Origin of the sequence: Polaromonas sp. (genome assembly GCF_012927415.1) — a bacterium.
In the GTDB taxonomy this organism is placed as follows: domain Bacteria; phylum Pseudomonadota; class Gammaproteobacteria; order Burkholderiales; family Burkholderiaceae_C; genus Polaromonas.
The window spans coordinates 1-22,551 of sequence record NZ_JABBPF010000081.1; the positions used below are offsets into that span (position 1 = coordinate 1).

General features: G+C 62.0%; 23 protein-coding genes. 8 read left to right on the forward strand and 15 right to left on the reverse strand.

Annotation, left to right across the window (positions count from 1 at the left end; all coding sequences use genetic code 11):
* The 3 genes from HHJ19_RS08495 to pyrF form a co-directional block, all read right to left on the reverse strand.
* Window positions 1–922 (reverse strand): DUF1501 domain-containing protein (locus HHJ19_RS08495; protein WP_296905869.1); only part of this gene is annotated, 922 nt, incomplete at its 3' end.
* Window positions 923–931: 9 nt separating this feature from the next.
* On the reverse strand, window positions 932–2,758 hold the full coding sequence (locus HHJ19_RS08500) for a DUF1800 domain-containing protein (RefSeq protein ID WP_296905870.1): 1,827 nt from the start codon (window positions 2,756–2,758) through the stop codon (window positions 932–934).
* A gap of 85 nt (window positions 2,759–2,843) precedes the next feature.
* A complete protein-coding gene (gene pyrF / locus HHJ19_RS08505; protein WP_296905871.1) occupies window positions 2,844–3,686 on the reverse strand; it encodes an orotidine-5'-phosphate decarboxylase in 843 nt (280 codons plus the stop codon).
* Window positions 3,687–3,782: 96 nt separating this feature from the next.
* On the opposite strand from pyrF, the gene HHJ19_RS08510 reads away from it, so the two are divergent.
* Complete coding sequence (locus HHJ19_RS08510) at window positions 3,783–4,673, forward strand: DMT family transporter (protein WP_296905872.1); 891 nt, start codon at window positions 3,783–3,785, stop codon at window positions 4,671–4,673.
* On the opposite strand, the gene HHJ19_RS08515 is transcribed toward HHJ19_RS08510, so the two are convergent.
* The 3 genes from HHJ19_RS08515 to tsaB are packed head-to-tail and all read right to left on the reverse strand — an operon-like array spanning window position 4,660 to window position 6,753.
* Window positions 4,660–5,436, reverse strand: a complete 777-nt coding sequence (locus HHJ19_RS08515) for a uracil-DNA glycosylase family protein (protein WP_296905873.1) — start codon at window positions 5,434–5,436, stop codon at window positions 4,660–4,662. The two genes, HHJ19_RS08510 and HHJ19_RS08515, sit on opposite strands and share 14 nt — an antisense overlap.
* A gap of 30 nt (window positions 5,437–5,466) precedes the next feature.
* The gene (rimI, locus tag HHJ19_RS08520; RefSeq protein ID WP_296905875.1) at window positions 5,467–5,952 is read right to left on the reverse strand and encodes a ribosomal protein S18-alanine N-acetyltransferase; all 486 of its coding nucleotides are present in this window, start codon (window positions 5,950–5,952) and stop codon (window positions 5,467–5,469) included.
* A 15-nt stretch (window positions 5,953–5,967) separates the two neighbouring features.
* Window positions 5,968–6,753 carry a tRNA (adenosine(37)-N6)-threonylcarbamoyltransferase complex dimerization subunit type 1 TsaB gene (gene tsaB, locus HHJ19_RS08525; protein ID WP_296905877.1) on the reverse strand — a complete coding sequence of 262 codons (786 nt, stop codon included), beginning with the start codon at window positions 6,751–6,753 and terminating at the stop codon, window positions 5,968–5,970.
* 158 nt (window positions 6,754–6,911) lie between these two features.
* Between tsaB and dacB the strand changes: the two genes are divergently transcribed.
* From dacB to HHJ19_RS08540, 3 genes are all read left to right on the forward strand, one after another.
* The gene (gene dacB, locus HHJ19_RS08530) at window positions 6,912–8,402 is read left to right on the forward strand and encodes a D-alanyl-D-alanine carboxypeptidase/D-alanyl-D-alanine-endopeptidase (protein WP_296905878.1); all 1,491 of its coding nucleotides are present in this window, start codon (window positions 6,912–6,914) and stop codon (window positions 8,400–8,402) included.
* Window positions 8,399–8,656 carry a SemiSWEET transporter gene (locus HHJ19_RS08535; RefSeq protein ID WP_296905880.1) on the forward strand — a complete coding sequence of 86 codons (258 nt, stop codon included), beginning with the start codon at window positions 8,399–8,401 and terminating at the stop codon, window positions 8,654–8,656. Before dacB ends, HHJ19_RS08535 begins: the two co-directional genes overlap by 4 nt.
* A gap of 278 nt (window positions 8,657–8,934) precedes the next feature.
* Window positions 8,935–9,522: a hypothetical protein gene (locus HHJ19_RS08540; protein ID WP_296905882.1), complete on the forward strand. Its 588-nt coding sequence runs from the start codon at window positions 8,935–8,937 to the stop codon at window positions 9,520–9,522.
* Between the two features lie 176 nt (window positions 9,523–9,698).
* Here HHJ19_RS08540 and HHJ19_RS08545 read toward each other — a convergent pair whose 3' ends face one another.
* The 5 genes from HHJ19_RS08545 to HHJ19_RS08570 form a co-directional block, all read right to left on the reverse strand.
* Entirely contained in the window at window positions 9,699–11,066 is a 1,368-nt protein-coding gene (locus HHJ19_RS08545) for an NAD-dependent succinate-semialdehyde dehydrogenase (RefSeq protein WP_296905885.1), read from the reverse strand.
* Window positions 11,067–11,137: 71 nt separating this feature from the next.
* Window positions 11,138–11,821 (reverse strand): type 1 glutamine amidotransferase domain-containing protein, encoded by a 684-nt coding sequence (locus tag HHJ19_RS08550; RefSeq protein WP_296905888.1) that lies wholly within the window; start codon window positions 11,819–11,821, stop codon window positions 11,138–11,140.
* 73 nt (window positions 11,822–11,894) lie between these two features.
* Complete coding sequence (locus tag HHJ19_RS08555; RefSeq protein WP_296905889.1) at window positions 11,895–13,004, reverse strand: alkene reductase; 1,110 nt, start codon at window positions 13,002–13,004, stop codon at window positions 11,895–11,897.
* Between the two features lie 431 nt (window positions 13,005–13,435).
* The gene (locus HHJ19_RS08565) at window positions 13,436–14,041 is read right to left on the reverse strand and encodes a TetR/AcrR family transcriptional regulator (protein WP_296905891.1); all 606 of its coding nucleotides are present in this window, start codon (window positions 14,039–14,041) and stop codon (window positions 13,436–13,438) included.
* 75 nt (window positions 14,042–14,116) lie between these two features.
* A complete protein-coding gene (locus HHJ19_RS08570) occupies window positions 14,117–14,335 on the reverse strand; it encodes a SlyX family protein (protein WP_296905894.1) in 219 nt (72 codons plus the stop codon).
* Window positions 14,336–14,469: 134 nt separating this feature from the next.
* Here HHJ19_RS08570 and HHJ19_RS08575 point away from each other — a divergent pair, with 134 nt between their 5' ends.
* From HHJ19_RS08575 to HHJ19_RS08585, 3 genes are all read left to right on the forward strand, one after another.
* A complete protein-coding gene (locus tag HHJ19_RS08575) occupies window positions 14,470–15,615 on the forward strand; it encodes a branched-chain amino acid ABC transporter substrate-binding protein (RefSeq protein ID WP_296905896.1) in 1,146 nt (381 codons plus the stop codon).
* A gap of 349 nt (window positions 15,616–15,964) precedes the next feature.
* Window positions 15,965–17,470, forward strand: coding sequence for a CYTH and CHAD domain-containing protein (locus HHJ19_RS08580; protein ID WP_296905900.1), 1,506 nt, complete (start codon window positions 15,965–15,967; stop codon window positions 17,468–17,470).
* Window positions 17,471–17,639: 169 nt separating this feature from the next.
* On the forward strand, window positions 17,640–17,891 hold the full coding sequence (locus tag HHJ19_RS08585) for a hypothetical protein (protein WP_296905902.1): 252 nt from the start codon (window positions 17,640–17,642) through the stop codon (window positions 17,889–17,891).
* Window positions 17,892–18,244: 353 nt separating this feature from the next.
* Here the strand turns inward: HHJ19_RS08585 and HHJ19_RS08590 are convergent, their stop codons facing one another.
* Genes HHJ19_RS08590 through purE form a run of 3 tightly spaced genes read right to left on the reverse strand, consistent with a single transcriptional unit; the run spans window position 18,245 to window position 20,954 of the window.
* On the reverse strand, window positions 18,245–19,228 hold the full coding sequence (locus HHJ19_RS08590; RefSeq protein ID WP_296905904.1) for an L-threonylcarbamoyladenylate synthase: 984 nt from the start codon (window positions 19,226–19,228) through the stop codon (window positions 18,245–18,247).
* Entirely contained in the window at window positions 19,225–20,448 is a 1,224-nt protein-coding gene (locus HHJ19_RS08595) for a 5-(carboxyamino)imidazole ribonucleotide synthase (RefSeq protein ID WP_296905906.1), read from the reverse strand. Before HHJ19_RS08595 ends, HHJ19_RS08590 begins: the two co-directional genes overlap by 4 nt.
* The gene (gene purE, locus HHJ19_RS08600) at window positions 20,445–20,954 is read right to left on the reverse strand and encodes a 5-(carboxyamino)imidazole ribonucleotide mutase (protein WP_296905909.1); all 510 of its coding nucleotides are present in this window, start codon (window positions 20,952–20,954) and stop codon (window positions 20,445–20,447) included. Before purE ends, HHJ19_RS08595 begins: the two co-directional genes overlap by 4 nt.
* Before the next feature lie 232 nt (window positions 20,955–21,186).
* On the opposite strand from purE, the gene trxA reads away from it, so the two are divergent.
* Entirely contained in the window at window positions 21,187–22,086 is a 900-nt protein-coding gene (trxA, locus tag HHJ19_RS08605; protein ID WP_296905912.1) for a thioredoxin, read from the forward strand.
* A gap of 108 nt (window positions 22,087–22,194) precedes the next feature.
* Here trxA and HHJ19_RS08610 read toward each other — a convergent pair.
* A partial coding sequence (locus HHJ19_RS08610; RefSeq protein ID WP_296905914.1) for a phosphoribosylaminoimidazolesuccinocarboxamide synthase occupies window positions 22,195–22,551 on the reverse strand: 357 nt, incomplete at its 5' end.

The window sequence follows — 22,551 nt, forward strand, 5'->3', positions numbered from 1 at the left end:
CGGTTTTGAGCTGGTCGGCCAGGGAATTAGGGCTCGGGAAAACGGTGGAAAGCGCGACTCCGCCGAGCGCCGACGTGACTTGCGCTTCCGCGCCGACGGCGCGGGCCGTGACCTTGTTGTATTCGTTTTCCAGCGTGTGGCTGCGGGCCTGCTGCACCAGCGTTGAAAGCGCCGTCCTGACGGCGCTGGAGCCGTAGACATTGTTTTTCACCCCATTGATGGCGACGGCTCCGCCCGGGCTGACCTGATACGACAGCGCATTGTCGCCCGCCAGAAACACGGCGTTGCCCGTCACGTTGATGCAGGTGAACAGCGAATTGGCGTTGGATGACAGCGCCAGGTCGCCGATATTGCCGCCCCAGCCCACGGTCGAACCTTCCGGCGAGGAAGACTGCCAGATCGACTGCTGGTCGTTGTGCGAGAACAGCTTGGGTGGCAGCGGGTAGGCCTTGCGGTCGGGACTGCTGTACTGCGCCCTGGTCAGCGGCGCGACCAGCGGGCCCACATTGAGCTGCACGGCGGCCTGACCGCCATTGAAGAGGCCAGCCAGCCCCCGCATTGACGGATGCAAGGCATATTGCCTGCTGTCAGCCAGGGCGCTGACAGGCGTCAGCAGCGTCGCCGCGAGATCGCCCCTGGCCAGCGCGATGCCGCTCGCCGTCTGGCCCGCCCCGCCGCCCCGAATCGCACTGTAGGCGTTGTAACTCGCGTCGTCGTAGCTCACGACGGTATTGGCGTAGTCGTTGCCGCCGTACATAAAGACGCAGACCAGCGCCTTGTAATCGGTGGCTTCAAAGGCCGCCGCTTCGCCCATGGCGGCGAGGTTGAGCGCAAACGGCAGCGCGCTGCCAGTCAGGGCAAGCTGGCCGCTGCGGCGCAAAAAGGCGCGACGGGTGTGTTGGGCAGGCTGCAGAAGGTGCATGGCGCTCTCTTATTTCTGGATGAGGTAATCAGCCGACGCCATCACCAGCAGCACACCAGCGGCGACGCAGTCACGCCGGGCGCTGTCACTGCTGGCGGCCGTGATGGCCGTGGCATTCAGCGCGTTGACAATCAGGGCCTGGTTGCCGGCTGACAGTTGCCCGGCACACAGCAGCAGGTTGAGCCGCCTGACCAGCGCCGCCGCATCGCCGGCCAGTGGCAATTCGGCACTGTAAGCGGCGGCAATGTCGAAGCCGTTGCCAGCGCTGCTGGCGTTGTTCGGCAGCTCGGGCGCGTTGACAAAAATGCCGTTGCGGATTACGCCCTGCATGTAGTTGAGATAGCCGCCCACGCTGCTTTCGTTGACCAACTGGAACTCGGGTGCCGGACTTTGCGACGCGCTCAGTGCGGTCGACGGCGGTACGTAGCCGGGTCGAAAAAAATTGAACACGCTGGGTGAGCGCAGAGGGCTCTGGCCGAGCTGGTTGGCCGGATTGCTCAGGTCGCCGATCTTCCAGCTGCCACGGGCCGACGCAACGCCAAAGGTGCGCCCCCACTGCACCAGCCGCAGCATGGGTTCGCGCAGCTTGCCAAAGCCGGACTGGGCCAGGCCGGCCGCGCTGCGTGCCTCCTCGTCGAGCAGCACGGCGGCGAACACCGCTTTCAGGTCGCCGCGAACGCCCGTGCCGTTGTTGTTGAAAGCGCCCGCCACCCGCGCCACGTAAGCCGGGCTGGGATTGCTCGTGACCATACGCTGGATCATCTGCTTGCCGAAGAAGGGGCCGACATTGGGGTGATTGAACAGCGTGTCGAGCGCAATCTTCAGTGCCAGCGCGCCATCGGCGCCCGCAGGCACCGTGCTGCCCAGAAAGGTGGCGGCCAGGGTGGAATGGTTGGCTGGATTCAGCCGCATCGGCAGGCGCGCGAAGGCGGTGTTCGGAATGTTGCGGTTCTGCACCGGCTCCGGGGTATTGATGTTCTGCGTCTGGTCGAAGTCCCAGCCGGTAAATACCCGCGCTATGTTGCTGATGTCGCTCTGGGTGTAGCTTTCCAGCTTGTTGCCGTCCGCTCCCCGTTTTTCGCTGCCATCCGGGTTGAGCTGGTACAGGCCTAGCGTGAAGAGCTGCATCACCTCACGGCCGAAATTCTCGTCAGGCGCGCGTCCGGTGGCCGCGTTCTCCTTCATGTTGCCCTTGGTGTTGAGGTAAAGCCCCATCGCGGCGTTGAGGGTGACGTCTTCTAACAGCGTGCGGAAATTTCCGAAGCCATTGGCCGCCAGCACATCCCACCAGGCCGCCAGCGCATGACTGCGCCAGCTGACGTCAAGGCCAGAGAGCGAAACCACAAAAAACTCCGACAGCGCCAGTGCCGCGCGCTTGCGCACCGCGTCAGACGATGTCATGAGCTGGTTCCAGATCATGTAGTCGGCCGGATAGGTGTTGTCGTAGTAACGCGTGGCGCTGCTGATCGCGTCGTAGCCGCGGGCGTTGAGCCAGGCGAAGCCAGTGATGTCCGCCGGCGCGTTGAACTGCTCGGCCAGCCAGGGCGCGTAGCCCTTGTTGCGCACGGCCGCGATATCTGCATCGGAGGCGGAGAACTGCGCCTGCAGCAGGAAGCGGGCGGCTTCTTCGTTGCTCGAAGGCCTGCTCAGGGCCGGGTTGGCGCCGCTGCCCGTAATAATCGCGCCGGAGCCAGGCGAGCCGCCTTCACTGCCGCCCCCGCCACAGGCAACCAGCAGCGCAGCAGCGACCATCGCGGCGGCAGTGGGGCGGATGGGCGAATCGGAATCAGGATCGACGGTCTGCGGGGCGAAGTTCTCTGGTTCTGTAGCGAGCATGCACTGGCCTTTGTTGGTAAAAGCCTGCCGTTGCAGACCTGTGCCAAGCCTACCGTAACAATCCGTGCCTAAAACAGGCTAAACGTCACAAAATGCAACCAGTTTGAGGACGCGCGGCTTCCAGCAGGTCGCGCGTCCTGAGTGCCTCGCGGCGCGCCGCCTGGACAAAATCGTCGCCGGGCGATGCATAAAGAATCGCACGCGACGAGTTGACGATGATGAACACCCCCGGACGCCAGCCCGCCCGCACCGTGGCCCCCGCATCGCCGCCCTGCGCGCCGACACCGGGAATCAGCAGCGGCAGCATCGGGGCAACAACGCGCACACGCTCGATTTCCGCCGGGTAGGTCGCGCCCACCACCAGCCCGAGTTGGCCGTTGAGGTTCCACGGGCCCTGCGCCAGACGCGCAATGTGTTCGTACAGCAGCGGCTGGCCTTTGACCGACGCGAGGCGCTGGTTCTGCAAATCGTCGCCGCCCCGATTGGAAGTGCGGCAGAGTAAAAAAGCGCCCTTGTCGTGGTACTTGAGGTAAGGCGTGATGGAGTCAAAACCCATGAAAGGCGAGAGCGTTACCGCGTCGGCGCCATAGCGTTCAAAGGCCTCCTTGGCGTACTGCCCGGCCGTGCTGCCGACGTCCCCGCGTTTGGCGTCCAGAATAATGGGAACATGCGGCGCGGTGCGACGCATGTGCTGCATCAGGCGCTCCAGCTGGTCTTCGGCGCGGTGTGCGGCGAAGTAGGCAATCTGCGGCTTGAAAGCGATGACCAGATCAGCCGTGGCATCCACGATCGCGGCGCAAAAGTCATAGATCCGGCTGGCATCGCCGTGCAGCTTGCCCGGGAACCTGGCGGGCTCGGGATCCAGCCCCACGCACAGCATGGAGTGGTTCTGGCGTTCGGCGGCGCCCAGCATGTCAAGAAAAATCATTTGACTATTGTATGAAGCTGCGTCTTGCGGCGCGCCGTGCAGGGGCGGACACAAACCGGGACAATGCACATCAGCCCCCCACACCCGACGCCACGCATGCAACTCAATCGCCAGCAATTCCTGCTCCTTGCTTTCCTGACGCTGGCCTGGGGCCTGAACTGGCCCGTGATGAAACTGGGCGTGACCGACTTCCCGCCGCTGACCTTTCGCGCCCTGTCGGTCCTGCTCGGCCTGCCGGTGCTGGGACTACTCATGCTGATGCTGAAAGTGCCGTTTTTCATCCCGCGCGACAAGTATCACGAGCTGTTCTGGCTGGCGCTGACCAACATGATCCTGTGGAATGTGCTGATCATTCTGGCGGTCAAAAACCTCAGCAGCGGGCGGGCCGCGATTCTGGGCTACACCATGCCGATTTTTTCGGCGCTGCTGGGAGCCTGGTTTTTTGGCGCGCGCCTGAAGCCGCGCAACTGGCTGGGCGTGGCCGCTGCCGCGCTCGGTGTGACACTGCTGCTATGGTTTGAGCTGAGCCATCTGTCGGGCCGTCCGCTCGCGGTGCTGGGCGCACTGGCGGCCGCAGCGATATGGGCGCTCGGCACGCAGCAGATACGCCGCACCCGCATCGGCGTCGCCACCCTGACACTGTCGTTCTGGATGACGGTACTGACGGCGCTGGTGCTGTGGGGGCTGGGCCTGATGTTTGAGCGGCCCCAATGGCAAGCGCCCTCGCCTTTGACCTGGGCGGCGATCGGCTACAACGCGGTGCTGATATTCGGCTTTGCGCAAGCCGTCTGGCTGACGCTGGCACGCACCCTGCCGCCGATCGCTTCCACCCTGAGCGTGATGCTGATTCCCATCCTCGGCGTTTTTGCCGGTGCGCTCGGGCTGGGCGAGGTGCTGCACTGGCAGGACTGGGCCGCGGTCATGTTGATGGTGGTGGCGATCGCCTCGGTGCTGGCACCCGGCGGCGCTCGCCCTATGAAGCCGTGACCAGACTCATGGCCAGGCAGAGGTCTTCCCAGGCCTTGGCTTTGTCGGCCCAGCTACGTAGCAGGTAAGTTGCGTCGTAGGTCACGATGGCGCTGGCGCCGTGCAGCGGATGAACCCGGCCTCTGAGCTTGCCCAGCGGTTCTGTGGACTGAAGCAGCGCCTGGCTTGCCAGGCGGCCCATCACCAGCACGATATCGGGCCGCGCATGGCTGATCAGGGCAGCCAGCGCGGCGGAAAATTCTTCGCCGGGCGGCACGGCGGCATGGCGCACCACCGGCGCGAACAGCACCTCGCCAGCCAGGTGCAGGCGCGCGGCGCGCAGCATGTTGTCAAGCAGCTTGCCCGCATCGCCCTGAAAAACCGGCCCTTGAAGCGCCGCAGCCGGCGTTTCTGCCAGCACCAGCCAGCGCGCGCCCTCGGCCGGCGCGGTTTGCGCGTAGAGCAGCTGCGCCTCGCCCAGGCGCCAGGAAGGCAGTCCGCTGTCGGCGCGCGCCCGGGCCGGCAGCGGTTGGTGAACTGGCGCGGCTTGCGGCGGCGCGGTGCGCACCGAAGGGTCGGTCTGGCGTGCCGTGACGGGCGGCGCGACGGCTTTGACGACTGGCGCGTATTCAGAAAAATCAGCTTTGGCCTTCACCAGATCGACTTCAGGTGCCATCACCTTGAGAGCAACCGGCACTGCGGCGACTGGCGTTTCGGGTAGCCAGACACGCACACCCATTTCGCGCAACATGGCGCGCTGGCGTTTGTCAAGTTCAAGACTCATGTCGGGACGCTCACGGATGGTTTCATTGAATCACAGGGCCAGGCTCATGACGATGGCATCTTCGCCCCCGGGCATTGACGCGGTGGCGGGATAGTAGTGGCGGCGCGTGCCAACCTGCTGAAAACCGTGACTCTGGTACACCGCCTTGGCGCGCAGGTTGCTTACCCGCACTTCCAGCCACAGCCACTGAGCGTCCTGGCCGCGCGCCCACAGCGCCAGCGCATCGAGCATCACTCGGGCCCAGCCCTGGCGCTGATGCGCCGGGGCCACGGCTATATTGAGCAGGTGCACTTCGTCCACGCCCTTCATGGCGACAAAATAACCCAGCAGTTCGGCCTGCGGCGGCAGGCCCGCTGTCAGCAGCTGCGCCTGGTAACCGGCCTGGAGCGAATCGGCAAAGTTGAGCTCGCTCCAGGGGTGCGGGTACGCACTTTGCTCGACCCGCAGCACCGCCGGCAGCCAGGCCGGCGTCATGGCTTCGAAGCGGGCTTCGAGAGGCTGGAGCAGGGCGTTCATGGCAGAAAGTTGGTTTCAGCCGGGCGCAACAAGACCGGCTGGCGCCGCCTGGGCCGCTTCGGCGGCGTCGATCCTGGCCTGAGCGCGTTCTTCAGTGGTCAGCGCGACTTTGTCGCGAACATAGAGCGGCAGGGCCAGCGCAGCGTCCACGCACAGCCCGGCGGCGGCCAGCGCCGGTGCCAGGCGCAGCAGCGCCGTGGCGGTCGGGAAGGCTTCCACGCACGGCAAGGACGCCAGGGCGGCAGGCAAACGCCCGGCATAAACGCCAAACACATTGCCAGCCAACAGCTGCGTGGATGGCTCCGGAACCAGGTTTTCGGGCCGAATCAACGTGCAGTCCATTATTGATCGGCATTGTTTGCTACTGAATTCATAGCATTGAAGATACATCTCGTCCATGCGCGCATCGAGCAGCGCGGTGACGTTCAGCGGGGCATCAGCCGCCGCCATGGGTCCGGCCTGCTGGAACCGGGCTTCTTCGGCCAGCGCCATCAGCGTGTCAATGGGCAGCACCGGAATCCCTGCACCGTGATTGGCCCCAAAGGCCAGTCCTTGCGCCACCGAACAGGCCGTGCGCAGGCCAGTGAAGGAGCCCGGCCCGCGGCCAAAGACGATCGCATCGAGCTGGCCCAGCGTCAGGCCAGACTCGGCGAGCAGCGCCAGAATCGCCGGAATCAGCGTCGTCGAGGCCAGCGCGCCGCCCGGGCCGCTGTGCTGCCAGATGCGCGCACCGTCAGTCAACGCCACCGACATACGGTCGGTGCTGGTGTCAAAAGCGAGGAATTTCAGGGGTTTTGGCATCAAATCAAGCGAATGTCCAGGTAATTCCGGCACTGTCAGCTATCAAAAAAATAGTACTCAATGCCTTGCGGCGAACCGGCTGGCAATCGGTTTGTCAGCGGCCAGGGACTGATTATCCGGCCTGCCGGCTCGCCGGCGCCGGGACCGATAATTGCCGCATGTTTTTCACCTTGCCCGCCGCTCACTTGCCCTACCGTTTCGCGGCGCGCCTGGCCGCCGGCCTGCTCACCGCGCTGGCCAGCCTGGCCGCCCACGCCCAAAGCCTGCCGCCCGAAGTGGACGCGCTGCTGGCGCGCGCCAAGGTGCCGCCGGGCGCTTTCGCCGCCGTGGTGGTCGATGCCGCGCCGGTCATGAACGGAAAAACCGCGCCGCTGCTCAGCTACCGTGCGGGCAGCGCCATGAACCCGGCCTCCGTCATGAAGCTGGTGACGACGTATGCCGGGCTCGAGCTGCTCGGCCCGGCTTTCATCTGGCGCACGCCGGTCTATGTCGATGGCACGATTGCCAATGGTGTGCTGACCGGCAACCTGATCATCCAGGGCAAGGGCGACCCCAAGCTGGTGATGGAGCGGCTCTGGCTGCTGCTGCGCCGCGTGCAAGGCCTGGGCATCAGAAGCATTAGCGGCGACATTCTGCTCGACCGCAGCGCCTTTGCGGCCTCGGCGCAAAACCCGGCCGACTTCGACGGTGAGGCGCTGCGGCCCTATAACGTCGTACCCGATGCGCTGCTGGTCAACTACAAGTCAGTCATGATGACCTTTGTGCCCAACCCGGGCGCCGGCACTGCCAGCGTCAGCTTTGACCCGCCACTGGCCAGCGTGCAGATGCAGACCAGCGTGCCGCTGTCGGCCGGGGCCAACAGCGCGGCGTTGGCCGATTGCGGCGACTACCGGGCGCAGCTCAAAGCCGACTTTGCCGACCCGTTCAGGCTTGCTTTCAAGGGCAGCTACCCGCCAGCCTGCGGCGAAAAAGTCTGGTCCATTGCCTACCCTGACCCGGCCAGTTACGCAGCGCGCGCAATTGCCGGTCTGTGGCAGGAAATGGGCGGAAAGCTGGGCGGGCGGGTGCGCGAAGGCCTGGCCCCGCCGCAACTCAAGCCAGTGTTTGAAATGGAATCACCGCCGCTGGCCGAGGTGATACGCGACATCAACAAATACAGCAACAACGTGATGGCGCAGCAGCTGTTTTTGACGCTGAGCCAGCAGCGCCCTGGCGGCGCCAGCAACGAGGCCTCGCGCGAGGTGGTGCGCAACTGGTGGCAGGCGCGTTTTGGCGAACAGGACGTGCCGGTGCTGGACAATGGCTCGGGCCTGTCCCGGCTGGGGCGCGTCACGCCGCAGGGACTGGCGCGCCTGCTGCAAACCGCCTATGTCTCGGGCGCCATGCCCGAGCTGATGGCTTCGCTGCCGATCATGGGCATTGACGGCACGCTCAAGCCCGGTAAATCGCGTACCGCAACCTTGTCTCAGGGCTGGGCCCACCTGAAAAGCGGCAGCCTGCGAGACAGCACGGCGCTGGCCGGCTACGTGCACACGCCCAGCGGCCGGCGCCTGGTCGTCGTCGCCATCGTCAACCATCCCAACGCGCCCGCCGCCCGGCCCGCGCTTGAAGCGCTGGTTGACTGGGCCGTGAAGGAAGGCAGCCGGTGAGCCCGGCCGACCTTGTCGGCTCGCTGGCCGCCTGCCTGACGACCGTGAGCTTTGTGCCACAGGCCTGGCTCAGTTTCAGGACGCGCGACGTCAGCGGCGTCTCGCTCGGCATGTACAGCGTGTTCACCGTGGGCGTTGCGCTGTGGCTGGCCTACGGCCTGCTGCTGGGAGCCTGGCCCATGGTGATCGCCAACGCCATCACGCTGCTGCTGGCGCTGGTGATTCTGGTAATGAAGCTGCGCTACCGCCGCTAGTTGTTACCACGCCCGGTTTGAAGCGCTGGTGTAATTCATCAAAGCGCACCACGCTTTCAAAATGCGGAAGATCGTGCAGATTCCCGTCCGCGCCGACTCCGGCGACTAGTTGCGCTGGGTGGATGAGACCAGGAAAGGCCGGCCGGCGCCCTGAATTTGTCATGGCCGATACTCTGGGCCAACTTACCGGCTACCCGGCATGCCAAGCCATAGGCACAATCAGGTCAGGCAAAATTGGACCCGGGCATGCTGGCGTCCGCTGCCTTAACAGGACTTCCATGAACGAACGAATTTCTCAGATTTTGGCCCAGATGGCGGCGCTTGAGGGTGATTTGCGCAGCGCGGTGCAGGAACAGGAAAGCAAGATGTTCTTCCAGATCAAAGGCAAACGAGTAGAGTTTGAAAGTTCGGTCAAGGCGGCGCACCGCAAACTTAAAACGAACTTCTTTCGATGGCTGGTTACCAACCGTCCTCAAAACCTGATCACCGGGCCCATCATTTACGCCATGATCTTTCCGCTGATGATGCTGGACCTGTGTGTCAGTTTTTACCAATGGGCCTGTTTTCCCATATACGGCGTGACGCGGGTAAGGCGGTCCGACTACATCGTGTTCGACCGGCATCATCTGGGCTATCTCAATTTTATCGAAAAATTTCACTGCACTTACTGCGAATACGGCAACGGGCTGATGAGTTACATGACCGAAATTCTGGCGCGCACCGAAGAGTATTTTTGTCCCATCAAACACGCGCACAAGATTCTGGGCACGCACGCTCACTACAACAGATTTCTCGACTACGGCGACGCTGCCAACTACGAAGCCAAGCTAGAGGAATACCGCGTCGCCTTGGGCAAAATCAAGTAAGCCGTTGCCAGGCGCCCAGCGCCAGTGGCCGGCAGGCCTGAAAACGGCCGTTGCGCTTCCAATGCCAGCGGCTTTTCGCGCTATTAGCACGCCCTGTTCATAAAAACCGGGCACGACTCGAGCCGGTCCGCGCCGAAGTTCGCTCGGCGCCGGTCCGGCTCGTACACCGCAAACGCTCACGCCACCCGGATCAGCTTCTTGTTGACGAATTCCTGTATGCCCGCGCCCGAAAGTTCGCGGCCATAACCTGAATTCTTCACACCGCCGAAGGGAAGTTCGGGTGACGACGAAGCCGGCGCATTGATAAACACCATGCCGGTATCGATCCTGCGTGCGAGCTGCTTGCCGCGCTCGATGTCCTGTGTGAACACCGAACCGCCGAGACCGAAAGGTGAGTCGTTGGCCAGCGCCACCGCTGCGTCTTCGTCAGGCACGCGGAAGAACAGCGCGACCGGGCCGAAAAACTCTTGCTTGTAGGCCGGGTTTTTTTCGCTAATGTCCGTCAGGATGGTTGGCTGCATGAAAGCACCGGTGCGATCGATACGCTCGCCGCCCATCACCACGCGTGCGCCCCCGGCGACCGCGCGTTGCACCTGGCCCAACAGGTTTTCAAGTGCCTCAGCTGAGGACAGCGGCGCCAGCGTGGTCTGCTTGTCCAGCGGATCACCGGGTTTGAAATTTTCCAGTGCCGCCTGGAATTTTTCCAGAAAGCGGTCGGCCAGCGCTTCGACCACGATAAAACGTTTTGAAGCGGTGCAAGCCTGGCCGGAGTTTCCCATACGGCCGCTGACGGCACACTTGACGGCCTTGTCAAGGTCGGCGTCTTCCAGCACGATGAAGGCGTCGCTGCCGCCAAGCTCCATCGTCGTCTTTTTCAGATTTTGCCCGGCTCTTGCCGCAACCACCGCGCCGGCCGCTTCGCTGCCAGTGAGCGCCACACCGCGAATCCGTGGATCATCAATGACCTGCGAGACCTGGTCCTTGGAGATAAAGAGATTGGTGTAGGCGCCGGCCGGTGCGCCTGCTTCCTGCATAAGGCGCTCGAAAGCCAGCGCGCATTGCGGCACGCTGGAGGCATGCTTGACCATGACCACATTGCCCGCCATCAGATTGGGGGCGGCAAAGCGCGCGATCTGGTAGTACGGGTAATTCCAGGGCTCGACTCCGAACAGCACCCCGATCGGACTGCTTTCCACCAGCGCTTCTCCTTTGGCGGTGACCAGCTTTTCAGGGGCCAGAAAGCGCTCGGCATTTTGCGCGTAGTAGTCAAGAATGGCCGCACTCAAGGCAACTTCACCGATGCTCTGCGGGAGCAGTTTTCCCATCTCCAGCGTGATGAGCTTTGCAAACTCTTCCGGGCGTTCGCGCAGGATAGCCGCAGCGCGCGAGAGCACGGCGGCCCGATCGGCATAGCTTCTGGAACGCCAGTCATCGCTAAAACAGACCGAGGCGCGATGAAGCTTTTCCTCCAGTTGGTTAGCGTTTATCGGATCAAACGTTTGCAGGATTTTTCCGTCATAAGGGTTGGTGCTTTGATAGGCCATGTCATTTCCTCGGTTGTGCTAACTGTCGATCTGGCGAATTGCCTTTATTCTTGCTGAGTTCCTGCTGCTCCCTACGCGCCCCGGAGCTGATGCAGCACGGCGACGGCAGCGGGTGCCGAAGACGCCGGATTCTGACCGGTGATGAGTTTGCCATCGACCACCACGTAAGGCTGCCAGTCAGCGCCCTTGCTGTACTGGCCGCCCTTGTTCACCAACTCGTCTTCAACAAGGAAGGGCACGATGTCGGTTAATTGAACGGCGGCTTCCTCGGTATTTGTAAATCCGGTGACCTTTCTACCCTTCACCAGCGGCGTGCCATCGGCGGCCTTGACGTGACGCAGCACGCCCGGCGCATGGCAGACCGCAGAGACGGTTTTTCCGGCTGCGGTCATGGCTTCAATCAGCTTGATCGAATTCGGGTCTTCAGCCAGATCCCACAACGGCCCGTGTCCGCCGGGATAAAACACCGCGTCGAAACCGCTGGCCTGGACATCCGAAAGTTTTCCCGTGTGGGCCAGCGCCGATTGCGCGGCGGCATCTGACTTGAAGCGGCGTGTGGCATCGGTTTGCGAATCCGGCTCATCACTTTTGGGGTCCAGCGGCGGCTGGCCGCCCTGGGGTGATACCAAAGTGAGCTCGGCACCGGCGTCCTTGAAGACGTAATACGGCGCGGCAAATTCTTCCAACCAGAAACCAGTCTTTTTTCCGGTATTACCGAGTTGGTCGTGCGAGGTAAGCACCATCAGGATTTTCATGTCATTCCTTTTTTGCCCGTTCCTGCGCGAACAGGCGGGCGATTGCAAACTGTGATTTAAAAAAGCGTCATGCTCACACGGGCTGCAGCTGCAGCGCGGGGTAGTCGGTGTAGCCATGCGCGCCGCCACCATAGAAGGTCGAGCGGTCCGGTGTGTTGAGTTCAGCGCCTTCGCGGAATCTTTCCACCAGGTCGGGGTTGGCGATGAAGAGCCGGCCAAAAGCCACGGCATCGCCAGCGCCTTGCGCGATCAGCGCGTCAGCATCCGCCGCGGAGTAGTTGCCACAAAAAATCAGCACGCCGTTGAATGAGGCGCGGATTTGTGCGCGGAAGGCCTCTGTCAGTTCGGGGCCGCCAGCCCAGTCTGGCTCGGCGATATGCAGATAGGCAACACCCCGTTCGCTGAACGCCTTTGCAAGGTACAGGGTCGCGGCTTCCGTTTCACTGTCGGCCATGTCATGCGCGGCAAAATGCGGCGACAAGCGCACACCGACGCGGTCCGCACCGATTTCTCCGATCACGGCATCGACGACTTCGAGCGTCAGTCGAGCCCGGTTTTCCAGTGTGCCGCCGTAGGCGTCACTACGCTGGTTGCTGTTGGTGGCAAGAAACTGATTCAGCAGATAACCATTTGCCGCATGCACTTCCAGAAAGTCAAATCCGGCACGCTTGCCGCGCGCCGCAGCCTGACGGTATTGGGCGACGATGCCCGGAAGTTCGTCCAGTGCCAACGCTCTGGGCGTTTCGCAGGGTACGTTTTCGGCTTTGCCATCAGGCTGGACGACAAAGCATTGGCTGTTTTTTGCAACCAGCGCTGAAGGAGCGACCGGCGCAACCCCGCCCTCCTGAAGCAGTGAATGCGAAATGCGGCCGACATGCCACAGCTGCAATGACATATGCCCACCCTTGGCATGAACCGCCTGCACCACATTTTTCCAGCCCGCTTCCTGCGCATCGGTGTAGATGCCCGGTGTCCATGCGTAACCCTGCCCCTGCCGGGAGATTTGCGTGGCCTCCGTGACGATAAGACCGGCACTGGCGCGCTGAACGTAGTACTCGGCATTGAGCGCAGAGGGGACATCGCCCGGTTGCCCGGCCCTCGAGCGGGTCAGCGGGGCCATCAATACCCGGTTGGGCAAAGTGCGTGAACCCAGCATGAGGGGTGACATCAAATTTTTAGTCATGGAATCCTTTGATACAAAATAAACCGGTCATTCGTATAACGACCAAAAAGCAAACTTCTACTAACTTAAATCAACCTCGCTGCTGCAGCGCCCGGTTGAGGCGCACTCTATTTGTAGGAGAGCGTCCGCAAACAACAAGGCAGAGGCTCTGCTTGCCCTGAACCCTGAAAGGCGGCCCTGATCTCGGGCAGGGTGCCGGGTTTTTCGGCGCTTGCGCCACCGTAGAGCACCCACACCCGTGCCATCAGCGGCGCCAGGGTGGATAACTCCGCATTCTTGTCCGCTCCAAAAACGATTCCGTCAAGTTGCAAAACTGAAAATTCATCATTTTTATTTTTTAAAATTAGACTGGTCGTCTATCGTCAGGGGTAAAAAATTGCCACGCGGTAGCTGGCAGAAAATCCTTCCAAGGGAAAATTATCGGCGCAGCGTCAGGCTGCTAGCCGGCCGGATAAGTTCAGCCGCTTCAAGGTACTTATCATGGCGGCATCGAGCGCGCTTCGGTCGCGCCTTAATTTACTCAGCAAGGCGGCACCCAGCCACATCTCATAAAGGGTCAAGGCTGTGTGATGCGCGTCAAACTCGCCACGCAACGACCCATCGGCCACTCCTTCGAGCAGGCAGTCACCCAGGCGCTCAATAATCAGATCCGTGCCACGCAGCAAGGCCACACGCATCGCCTCGGACATGTCGGAGACTTCACCACTCAGCTTGACCACCAGACAGTTGCACTGAGCGCCCTGACTCTCATCGGTCGCCATCCAGCTATCCCAGTAACGCATCAAACGCCGCGCTGCCACGGAGCCATCGGGCTGGAGCAGGGCGTCGACGTGCGCCAGGTAGTCCGAAACATAACTTTCCACCAAGGCCTCGCCAAAAATTTCCTTGGACTTGAAGTAATGGTAAAAAGAGCCTTTCGGCACTTGGGCCGTCGCCAGTATTTCGTTCAGGCCCACGGCCGAAAAGCCTTTTCCCAGAATGATGGACCTGCCCGTATCGAGGATGTGCTGCCTTACATCCGTGTAGTCGTTACTCATACAGCCGAATTTAGCACGAAGTAGACCGGTCATCTAACAAACTGCGGCTGACTGCGCTTCATACCGCCGATCTGTTCAATAATGCGGCGGCAACTCGTCGCCCGCACGGCTGAATAGCGCCACCCCGCCATCCGGAATCTGCTGCTGAAGTTGTTCAAGCTTACGAACCAGCAAGTCGATTTGCTGCTGCTGGCGAATGATGACCTGGTTGAGCTGATCCATCAGGTCTTCCGAAAAGCTGGCTTTGATTTCCAGCTCGGTCAGGCGTCGTTCGGTGTCGTGCAGATTTTCCATGCCCTATTGGACCCGAATTTTGGCGGGTCAGTCAGGGCCTGCCACCACCTTCAGGCAACGAGGTCAGGACGCCAGCATCTGCGCCGCGCATTGGTGCTCACCCTATAATTTTCATTTTGTCGAAGACTTTTGCAATGACTCAATCATCCATGCCGAGTGCATATTTTTGCCTCGCCGCCGCCCTGGTGCTGGCTGCGTCCCTCGCCCAGGCGCAGGAAGTACAAACCGTCGAAATTGCGCACGCCGGCCCTACCTCGGGCGGTATTGCGCATATCGGCAAGGACACTGAAAACGGCGTTCGGCTGGCGATTGACGAGCTCAATGCCCGGAATCTCGTGATTGGCGGCAAAAAGATCAAATTCGAACTGCTTGCCGAGGATGACGCGGGCGACCCGCGCCAGGCCACCGCCGTGGCGCAAAAGTTGTGTGATGCAAAAGTCGCTGGCGTGGTCGGCCATCTGCAGTCGGGCACCAGCATTCCCGCCGCAACCGTTTACAACAAGTGCGGCATTCCCAACATCACGGCTTCGGCAACCAACCCAGACCTGACCAAGCCGAACTACAAGACCACCTTTCGCCTGATTGCCAATGACAATGCGCTCGGCGCAGCGCTGGCTATTTATGCCCACGACGCGCTCAAGCTGAAAAAGGTGGCCGTCATTGACGACCGCACGGCCTACGGCCAGGGCCTAGCCAATGTGTTCAAGGCCACCGCCAGGCAAAAAGGCATGGAAGTCGTGGCTGAAGAATTCACCACCGACAAGGCCACCGACTTCATGGCCATCCTGACCGGCATCAAGAGCAAAAAGCCAGACGCGATTTTCTTCGGCGGGCTGGATGCCCAAGCCGGACCGATGCTGCGCCAGATGGAGCAGCTCGGCCTGTCGAACGTCAAATTCTTCGGCGGCGATGCGCTGTGCACTGAAAAATTGCCAGACCTGGCCAGCAAGGCCCGCAGCATGAAAAATGTGACCTGCGCAACCGGCGGCGCGTCGATCCAGAAGATGCAGGGCGGCCGCCAGTGGCAAAAGAAGTACGACGCGAAATTCCCCGGTCAGTTCCAGATCTACAGTCCCTACGCCTATGACGCGACGTTCGTCTTGGTGGATGCGATGAAGCGCGCCAACTCGGTGGATCCGACCGTTTACCTGCCCTTCATTGGCAAGACAAAGTACCAGGGTGTCACGGCCAGCATCGCTTTCACACCCAACGGCGAGCTGACCAAGCCTGCCGTCACGCTCTACAACTACAAGGACAATGTGCGGGTGGCGTTGAACTGATGGCCGCAAGCCGGGCCGGCCTGCCGGCCGGAGTCCGGCGGCTCAGACGAACAGGCCTGCGCCTGGAACGCCATGGCGCTGTTTGCCTTCGCCGGTGTTTGAGGGCGTTCAAAGATGCGAAGGTCTGCGACCGGTTTAGTAAAAGTTTCTTGCAGCAAGTGCAGGGCAGCGCAGTGGTTTGACCTGTTTTGCAACACACTTTCACTAGACTTATCGATGCCATTGATGCAATCTCTCTGGATGTGAATTCAGGAACTGCCCACAGGCCCGGTTGGGTCAAGGCCGACCGCCTTGCCGTTATCTCCAGTCAGTCACTTTTTGAGCCTTCGATGCTCGCGATTTGAATGCCATGAAAAAAACTGCCCCGGTGCGCCGGCCAGAAGAAATCGAACTCAAGCTTGCCCTGCCGGCGTCTGATCCGGTGGGCCTGGAAAAGCAGCTGGCCCGCCTGCCTGTGCTGGCACGCCGCAAGGCCATCCATCTGCATTTGCACAATACCTACTACGACACACTCGATCAGTCGCTGCGCAAGAAACGCGTGGCATTGCGGCTACGGCGCGTGGTCAGCGACGTGAAACCCGAATGGTTGCAGACCCTCAAGATCGGCGGGAGTAACGACTCCTCCTTCAGCCAGCGGGGCGAATGGGAAACGCCTGTTCCCGGTGCCGAACTGGCCTTGCCGGCGCTTCGAGGCACGCCGTGGTCAGACATCGATCCTGACGGCAGCTTGTTTCGGGCGCTGGTGCCCAGCTTTGTCACCAGTTTTGACCGGACGAGCTGGACCGTGCGCAGGCGCGATGGCAGCGTCGTCGAGGTGTCGCTGGACGTCGGACAGATAGTGGCTGAAGGCCGTAGCATTCCTCTTTGCGAACTGGAACTTGAATTGCTGGCGGGCAAGCCTGCAACGCTGTTCGATCTTGCCAGGCAAATCGCGCACAGCATCGCGGTAATGCCGGAAACCCGGAGCAAGGCCGAGCGCGGCTACGCTCTGGCGCAAAACTCCCTCAACCTTTCATTGCATGCGCAGCCGCCATCGTTGAGCTCCAGAATGTCGCCCTCCGAGGCCGCGCAGCGCGTGCTCCGCGAGATGTTCTGTCAATTCACTGCGAACCTCAATACGCTGCGTGATTTCGATGACACCGAGCTGGTCCACCAGGCCCGAGTCGGCTGGCGGCGTTTCAAAAGCGCCTATCGGCTTTTCAAGCCAGTCCTTGCGGTCGCTGACGTACCTTCGTGGGAGTCACTGCAAACGCTGCTGACTGTTTTGGGCGAACTGCGGGACCTCGATGTCGCCCGAACCGAAACACTCCCGCCCTACGCGCCAGCCTACGGGGCAGGCAACGCCAGTCGGGAAGGCCAGTGGCAGGCTATGACGCAGGCCATGACGCAGGCTGCCCAGGTCCAGCGCAAAGCCGTTTGTTATGCACTTAAAACCCCGGCGGTCGGAGCGACCTTGCTTGAAATCACGCAATGGCTGGAAGAGTTGCCGGAGCCCAAGGGGGCAGCTGATTCCCGGCCCGACCACGAGGTGTCTCTTCGTCACTGGGCCAGGCACCGCATTGACCGCTTGCACCGTCAGTTAAAAGCCGCACTGCAAAATACAGACACCGTCGAGAGCCGCCACCGGGCCCGGATTCTGGCCAAGCGGCTGCGTTATGGCATCGAGGCATTGAGTTCCCTTTTAAGCAGGCGCCGCACCAAGCGCTGGTATCAGCAGGCAACGGAACTGCAAACGAGCATCGGCATCTCGCGGGATGTCGTGCAAGCAGGGGTTCTGCTTGCCAGGCTTGAAGTGAACCGGGAACTGGTGGAGTTCTTGCGCGGTGTCGCAGCCGGTCAGGAAAAGTTGGGCTGACTTCAGGTCAGTGGGGTCTACCTGACCGACACCGGGCTGGCAACTGCGGCCACTCATACCCTGGCGGGCGGCAGCACTGGTTTTTCCCGTCAAGTCAGGAATCGCTGATACTTATCGGGTAAATCTCTATGGATTTATTAAATATCACTATTTTTCCAAGGAACGTCCAATGCGCGCCATCAAAGAAGCTCGAAAGTTCATTGAAAACAATCCCTCGGATCCATCGGCAAAAACGCTGTCCAGGCTCGTACTGGCGCTGGAATCCGAGGTTGAATTCCCGATCGCAAATATTTATCAACTTGATCTGGATCGCTTCAACCTGGCACTGGAGATTCTTCGTGAATGGCGACTGGAACGTTACTTCGTCGGCAAGGCCAAACTTTTTGACACCGCCACGCAGATGAGCAGCCTTGCTCCCTGATTTCTCCCTTGCCCAGGCGCACAACGCAGTGATTGCCCACCGCAGCGGATTTTCCCCGGCAAAGCCTGCCGTTTCAAGCCGTTCCATTGACGCACCGGCCCCTGGCGGCCAGTCTGGCAAACCGGCAACTCCGGGCGGTGAACAAGTTTCGACGCGACTGTCGTGACCAGCTCCCAGTTCCCAGTTCCAGAAATAAACGAATCACTTTACGTCCTTGGCTGATGAAGCGAAGGCATAAACTGCCTTGCCGTCATGCAGCGCGCCATCGCGTCCGGGCGCCAAAAGCCCAAGGCAAAAAGCCAGCTGATTCCGCGTGAAAGAGCGCATTTGCCGCCAGCCGGCGGGGCTCGCGCTCAACTCGCCGCAGCCCGCCCCAGCCGGTCGCGCACGCCCTCCCACTCGTTGCCAGCGGGCGGGGTTTCAATCCAGATCAGCCGGGCGCCCTGCGCGTCAAACTCGCGTAGCACGGCAAACAGCTGGTGGGCCGTGGCCAGCGCGTCGTCAGGCATGCGGCGGTATAGCACCCTGGCCGATTTGACACGCAGCACGGCACGGGCATAGACCGCGATGTTGGCGGCGTCCGCGCCCAGCAGGTCGAGCGCGATCTGCAAGGCGCCGGCGTCCATCAGTCGCACCTTGGCCTGCGGCGCGTAATGCGCTTGCAGCGTGCCGGAGGCGCGCGGCGTGTCACCCGCGGCCTGAAAATCGTCTTTGTCCAACACTGGCTCGCCGCAGGCTGCCTCCAGTTGCGCGCGCGTGAGTACCCCTGGGCGCAACAACACAGGCCGGCCCCGGGTGCAGTCGACAATGCTGGACTCGATGCCGAGCGCGCACGGGCCGCCGTCGAGCACCAGCAGCTCATCACCGAATTCCTGCTGCACATGCTGCGCGGTGGTCGGGCTGACCCGGCCAAAGCGGTTGGCACTCGGCCCGGCCACGCCGATGTTGCAAGCCTTTAAAAAAGCCAGCGCCACCGGATGCGCGGGGCAACGCAGGCCAATCGAGTTCTGGCCGCCGGCGGCGGCAAAGGCAATGCCTTCGCGGCGCGGCAAAATCACCGTCAGCGGCCCGGGCCAGAATGCCTGCATCAGCCTGTCGGCAAACGACGGGACGCTGCTGGCGTAGTCGGCCACCTGCGCGATATGAGCCACATGAACAATCAGCGGATGGTCGGCGGGCCTGCCCTTGGCTGCAAAAATACCGGCCACGGCCTGGTCGCTGGACGCATCGGCGCCCAGGCCGTAAACGGTTTCGGTCGGAAAGCCGACCAGTTCGCCCGCCCGGATGCGACGGGCGGCCTCAAAAACGGCCTGCGGATCGGTGCCCGGCAGAATCATGAAGTGCCTTCAAAACCCGGCAAGCCCAGAATTTGCGCGGCCCGGCGCGCGCTGGCCTTTACGCCTGCCACGTCGGCGCCAGTGATCGTCAGATGGCCCATCTTGCGGCCTGGACGCGCCTCCAGCTTGCCGTACAGGTGCAAATGCGCCCCTGGCAGCGCCAGCACAGCCTGCCAGTCGGGCGTGCGCGCCCGGCCTTGCGCATCAAGCCAGACATCGCCCAGCAAATTGAGCATGATGGCTGGCGAATGCTGGCGCGGCGCAGGCAGCGGCAGGCCAGCCATGGCATGGACCTGCAAATCAAACTGCGAGACATCGCAGGCGTCCAGCGTGTAGTGGCCGCTGTTGTGCGGGCGTGGCGCCATTTCGTTGACGACCAGCGCGCCGTGCTCACTACCGTCGTCGATGACAAAAAACTCGACGCACAGCACGCCAACGTAGTCAATGTGAGTTGCTATTAGTTTAGTAGCATATTGTGCCCGTAAAGCATGGACCTGAGGCATATTTCCTTGAAAAACCTCGGTGACGGCCAGAATTCCGTCGACATGAAGGTTGTGCTGCGGCGGAAAACTGACGATGTCGCCATTCCAGCCTCGAGCGACGATGACGGAGCATTCGGCCTTCAGCGGCAAGAGCTTTTCCAGCACGCACGGCACCTGCTTCAGATCGGTCCAGGCGGCGGTCAGTTCGGCGGCATTCCTGACGCGCAGCTGGCCCTTGCCGTCGTAACCCATGCGCGCGGTTTTCAGGATGCCGGGCAGCAGGTCGGCCGGTACGGCCTGAAGCTGCTCAGGCGTTTCGATGACCGCGTAAGGCGCGCAAGTCACACCCGCCAAGCCGGCGGAGGCCGTGAAATGGGATTTTTCCAGAATCCGGTCCTGCGCAATCGCCACGGCGCCAGCGCCAGGTGCGACCGGGCAGTGCGCGGCCAGCGTCTTCAGGGCCGAGGCGGGCACGTTTTCAAACTCGGTGGTGATGGCCGCACACACATCCGCCAGCTGCGCCAGGCCGTGCACGTCGTCATAGCCGGTCTGGATGTGGTGCTGGCTGACCAGACCGGCCGGGCTTTGCGGGTCGGGGTCCAGTACGGCGGTGAAGTAACCCAGGCGCTGCGCCGCGTGGACAAACATGCGGCCAAGCTGGCCACCGCCCATCACGCCCAGCGTGGCGGGCTGGCCGGAGACTGAAACCGTACCTGGAAAAATCGGCAGGGCGTTCATGCTGGCGGCAAGGTCATGGCGCGGGCGGCTGCGGTTTGCTCGGCGCGAAAAGCCCGCAGCTTGCCGGCCAGCGTCTTGTCATGCAGCGCCAGCATGGAAACGGCAAACAGCGCCGCATTGGCCGCGCCGGCATTGCCGATGGCAAAGGTGGCGACCGGCACGCCCTTGGGCATTTGCACGATGCTGTGCAGCGAATCGACGCCCCGCAAATGCCTGCTGGCCACCGGCACACCCAGCACCGGCACGGTGGTTTTGGCGGCCAGCATGCCGGGCAGGTGAGCCGCGCCGCCAGCGCCGGCGATGATGGCCTGCAAGCCGCGACCCGCCGCCTCTTCGGCATAGACAAACAGGTCGTCAGGCATGCGGTGGGCCGAAACCACCCGGGCTTCATGCGGCACGCCAAACTGCTGCAGCATCTGTACCGCATGCTGCATCGTTTCCCAGTCGCTGCTGGAGCCCATCACCACGCCCACCAGCGGGTTTGGAGAGTTTGTTGTTGTTGTCATCGGCGGATTGGTCCTGAGATTTTCGGGGCAGAGGGGAGGGAAAGTCGCCAACTCGTGATTTTAAGGGCTGGGACGGCCAACCTGTCCACGCAGCCGTATGCACGACATGGCCGTCTGCATGCTATCGTCCTGCCTGTTGCGAAAGGCCCAGCCGGTCGGTTCGCATTCAACCCGTATCGGCCACCGGCTGGCCGGTTGAAAACCCCTTGTACAACCCCACCTCTGCCACATCATGATCGACGCCACCACTGCCAATTTTGAAGACGAAGTCGTTGCGGCTTCTGCCACCATTCCCGTCCTGATTGACTTCTGGGCGCCGTGGTGCGGCCCTTGCAAGTCGCTTGGGCCGATTCTGGAAAAGCTTGAGGCAGCCTACGCCGGGCGCTTCAAGCTGGTCAAGATCGACTCCGACCAGGAGCAGCAACTCGGCGAAGCCTTCGGCATCCGCAGCATTCCGACCTGCATCCTGATGATGAACGGCCAGCCGGTGGACGGTTTTACCGGTGCCCTTCCCGAGGGCAAGATCAGGGAGTTTCTGGACAAGCATGTGCCGCCGGCGGCCGAGGAAACGTCCGAGCCGGACGAAGCAGCCGAGGAAGTCGACACCAGCCCCGAAGCCGTGCTGGCAAGGCAGAAGCATGCCGTCGCCGCCGATCCGGCCGACGAAAACGCTCGTTTTGACTATGTGAAACAGCTGCTCACCCTGGGTCGCGAGGACGACGCCAAGGTGGCGTTTGCGCCGGTCATCGCGCAAACCTTGATGGTGCGGCGTTTTGACTCGCTCAAGCGCTGGATGGATGCTATTGATTTTGTAGCTATGAGCAGCGATGAATCTACAACCACAGCGGTATTTGACGCAAAAATCACGGCCAACAAGCGGGACTTCGAAGCGCGCTTCGACAAAGCCCGCTGGCTGATGGCCGGGCAGCGCTGGACCGAAGCGCTGGACGAACTGCTCGAAATCCTGATGCGCGACAAAAGCTGGTCTGAAGACGCCGCGCGCAAGACTTACATCGCCATCCTCGACATCATGGAAGCGCCCAAACCGAAGGTTGCCGACGGCCAGATTCCGCCCGAAGATGCGGCGCTGGCCAGCTACCGGCGGCGCCTGAGCAGCGTCATCCTGAGCTAGGGTTTTGTCGAGCAACACCGCGGAACCGGCTTCGCCGGGCCGCAGGTGTTGTCCATCAAACGGGTTCCGGCGACACGAAGCGGGCCGAGACAGGGGAGAACCTGCTCTTCAAGCCGTCAGCCGCGTCATCGCCTCCTGATACTTGGCGGCGGTTTTGGCAATCACGTCGGGCGGCAGGTGCGGTGATGGCGGGGTCTTGTCCCAGGGCTTGCCGTTGATGCGCACGGCTTCCAGCCAGTCGCGCACGAACTGCTTGTCGTAGCTGGGCGGATTCTGCCCGGCGGTAAAGGCAGCTTCGTAGCCTTCGACCGGCCAGTAGCGCGACGAGTCGGGCGTCAGCACTTCGTCCATCAGCGTCAACGTGCCATTTTCGTCGAGGCCGAACTCGAACTTGGTGTCGGCAATGATGATCCCCTTGGTCAGTGCGAAGGCTGCAGCGGTTTCATAAATCTCGATGCTGAGCTT

Bases quoted from the DNA above. Each gene is read 5' to 3' on its own strand.
- HHJ19_RS08500 (WP_296905870.1), bottom strand. From the start codon at position 2,758: ATGCTCGCTACAGAACCAGAGAACTTCGCCCCGCAGACCGTCGATCCT.
- pyrF (WP_296905871.1), bottom strand. From the start codon at position 3,686: ATGATTTTTCTTGACATGCTGGGCGCCGCCGAACGCCAGAACCACTCC.
- HHJ19_RS08510 (WP_296905872.1), top strand. From the start codon at position 3,783: ATGCAACTCAATCGCCAGCAATTCCTGCTCCTTGCTTTCCTGACGCTG.
- HHJ19_RS08515 (WP_296905873.1), bottom strand. From the start codon at position 5,436: ATGAGTCTTGAACTTGACAAACGCCAGCGCGCCATGTTGCGCGAAATG.
- rimI (WP_296905875.1), bottom strand. From the start codon at position 5,952: ATGAACGCCCTGCTCCAGCCTCTCGAAGCCCGCTTCGAAGCCATGACG.
- tsaB (WP_296905877.1), bottom strand. From the start codon at position 6,753: ATGCCAAAACCCCTGAAATTCCTCGCTTTTGACACCAGCACCGACCGT.
- dacB (WP_296905878.1), top strand. From the start codon at position 6,912: ATGTTTTTCACCTTGCCCGCCGCTCACTTGCCCTACCGTTTCGCGGCG.
- HHJ19_RS08540 (WP_296905882.1), top strand. From the start codon at position 8,935: ATGAACGAACGAATTTCTCAGATTTTGGCCCAGATGGCGGCGCTTGAG.
- HHJ19_RS08545 (WP_296905885.1), bottom strand. From the start codon at position 11,066: ATGGCCTATCAAAGCACCAACCCTTATGACGGAAAAATCCTGCAAACG.
- HHJ19_RS08550 (WP_296905888.1), bottom strand. From the start codon at position 11,821: ATGAAAATCCTGATGGTGCTTACCTCGCACGACCAACTCGGTAATACC.
- HHJ19_RS08555 (WP_296905889.1), bottom strand. From the start codon at position 13,004: ATGACTAAAAATTTGATGTCACCCCTCATGCTGGGTTCACGCACTTTG.
- HHJ19_RS08565 (WP_296905891.1), bottom strand. From the start codon at position 14,041: ATGAGTAACGACTACACGGATGTAAGGCAGCACATCCTCGATACGGGC.
- HHJ19_RS08570 (WP_296905894.1), bottom strand. From the start codon at position 14,335: ATGGAAAATCTGCACGACACCGAACGACGCCTGACCGAGCTGGAAATC.
- HHJ19_RS08575 (WP_296905896.1), top strand. From the start codon at position 14,470: ATGACTCAATCATCCATGCCGAGTGCATATTTTTGCCTCGCCGCCGCC.
- HHJ19_RS08580 (WP_296905900.1), top strand. From the start codon at position 15,965: ATGAAAAAAACTGCCCCGGTGCGCCGGCCAGAAGAAATCGAACTCAAG.
- HHJ19_RS08585 (WP_296905902.1), top strand. From the start codon at position 17,640: ATGCGCGCCATCAAAGAAGCTCGAAAGTTCATTGAAAACAATCCCTCG.
- HHJ19_RS08590 (WP_296905904.1), bottom strand. From the start codon at position 19,228: ATGATTCTGCCGGGCACCGATCCGCAGGCCGTTTTTGAGGCCGCCCGT.
- HHJ19_RS08595 (WP_296905906.1), bottom strand. From the start codon at position 20,448: ATGAACGCCCTGCCGATTTTTCCAGGTACGGTTTCAGTCTCCGGCCAG.
- purE (WP_296905909.1), bottom strand. From the start codon at position 20,954: ATGACAACAACAACAAACTCTCCAAACCCGCTGGTGGGCGTGGTGATG.
- trxA (WP_296905912.1), top strand. From the start codon at position 21,187: ATGATCGACGCCACCACTGCCAATTTTGAAGACGAAGTCGTTGCGGCT.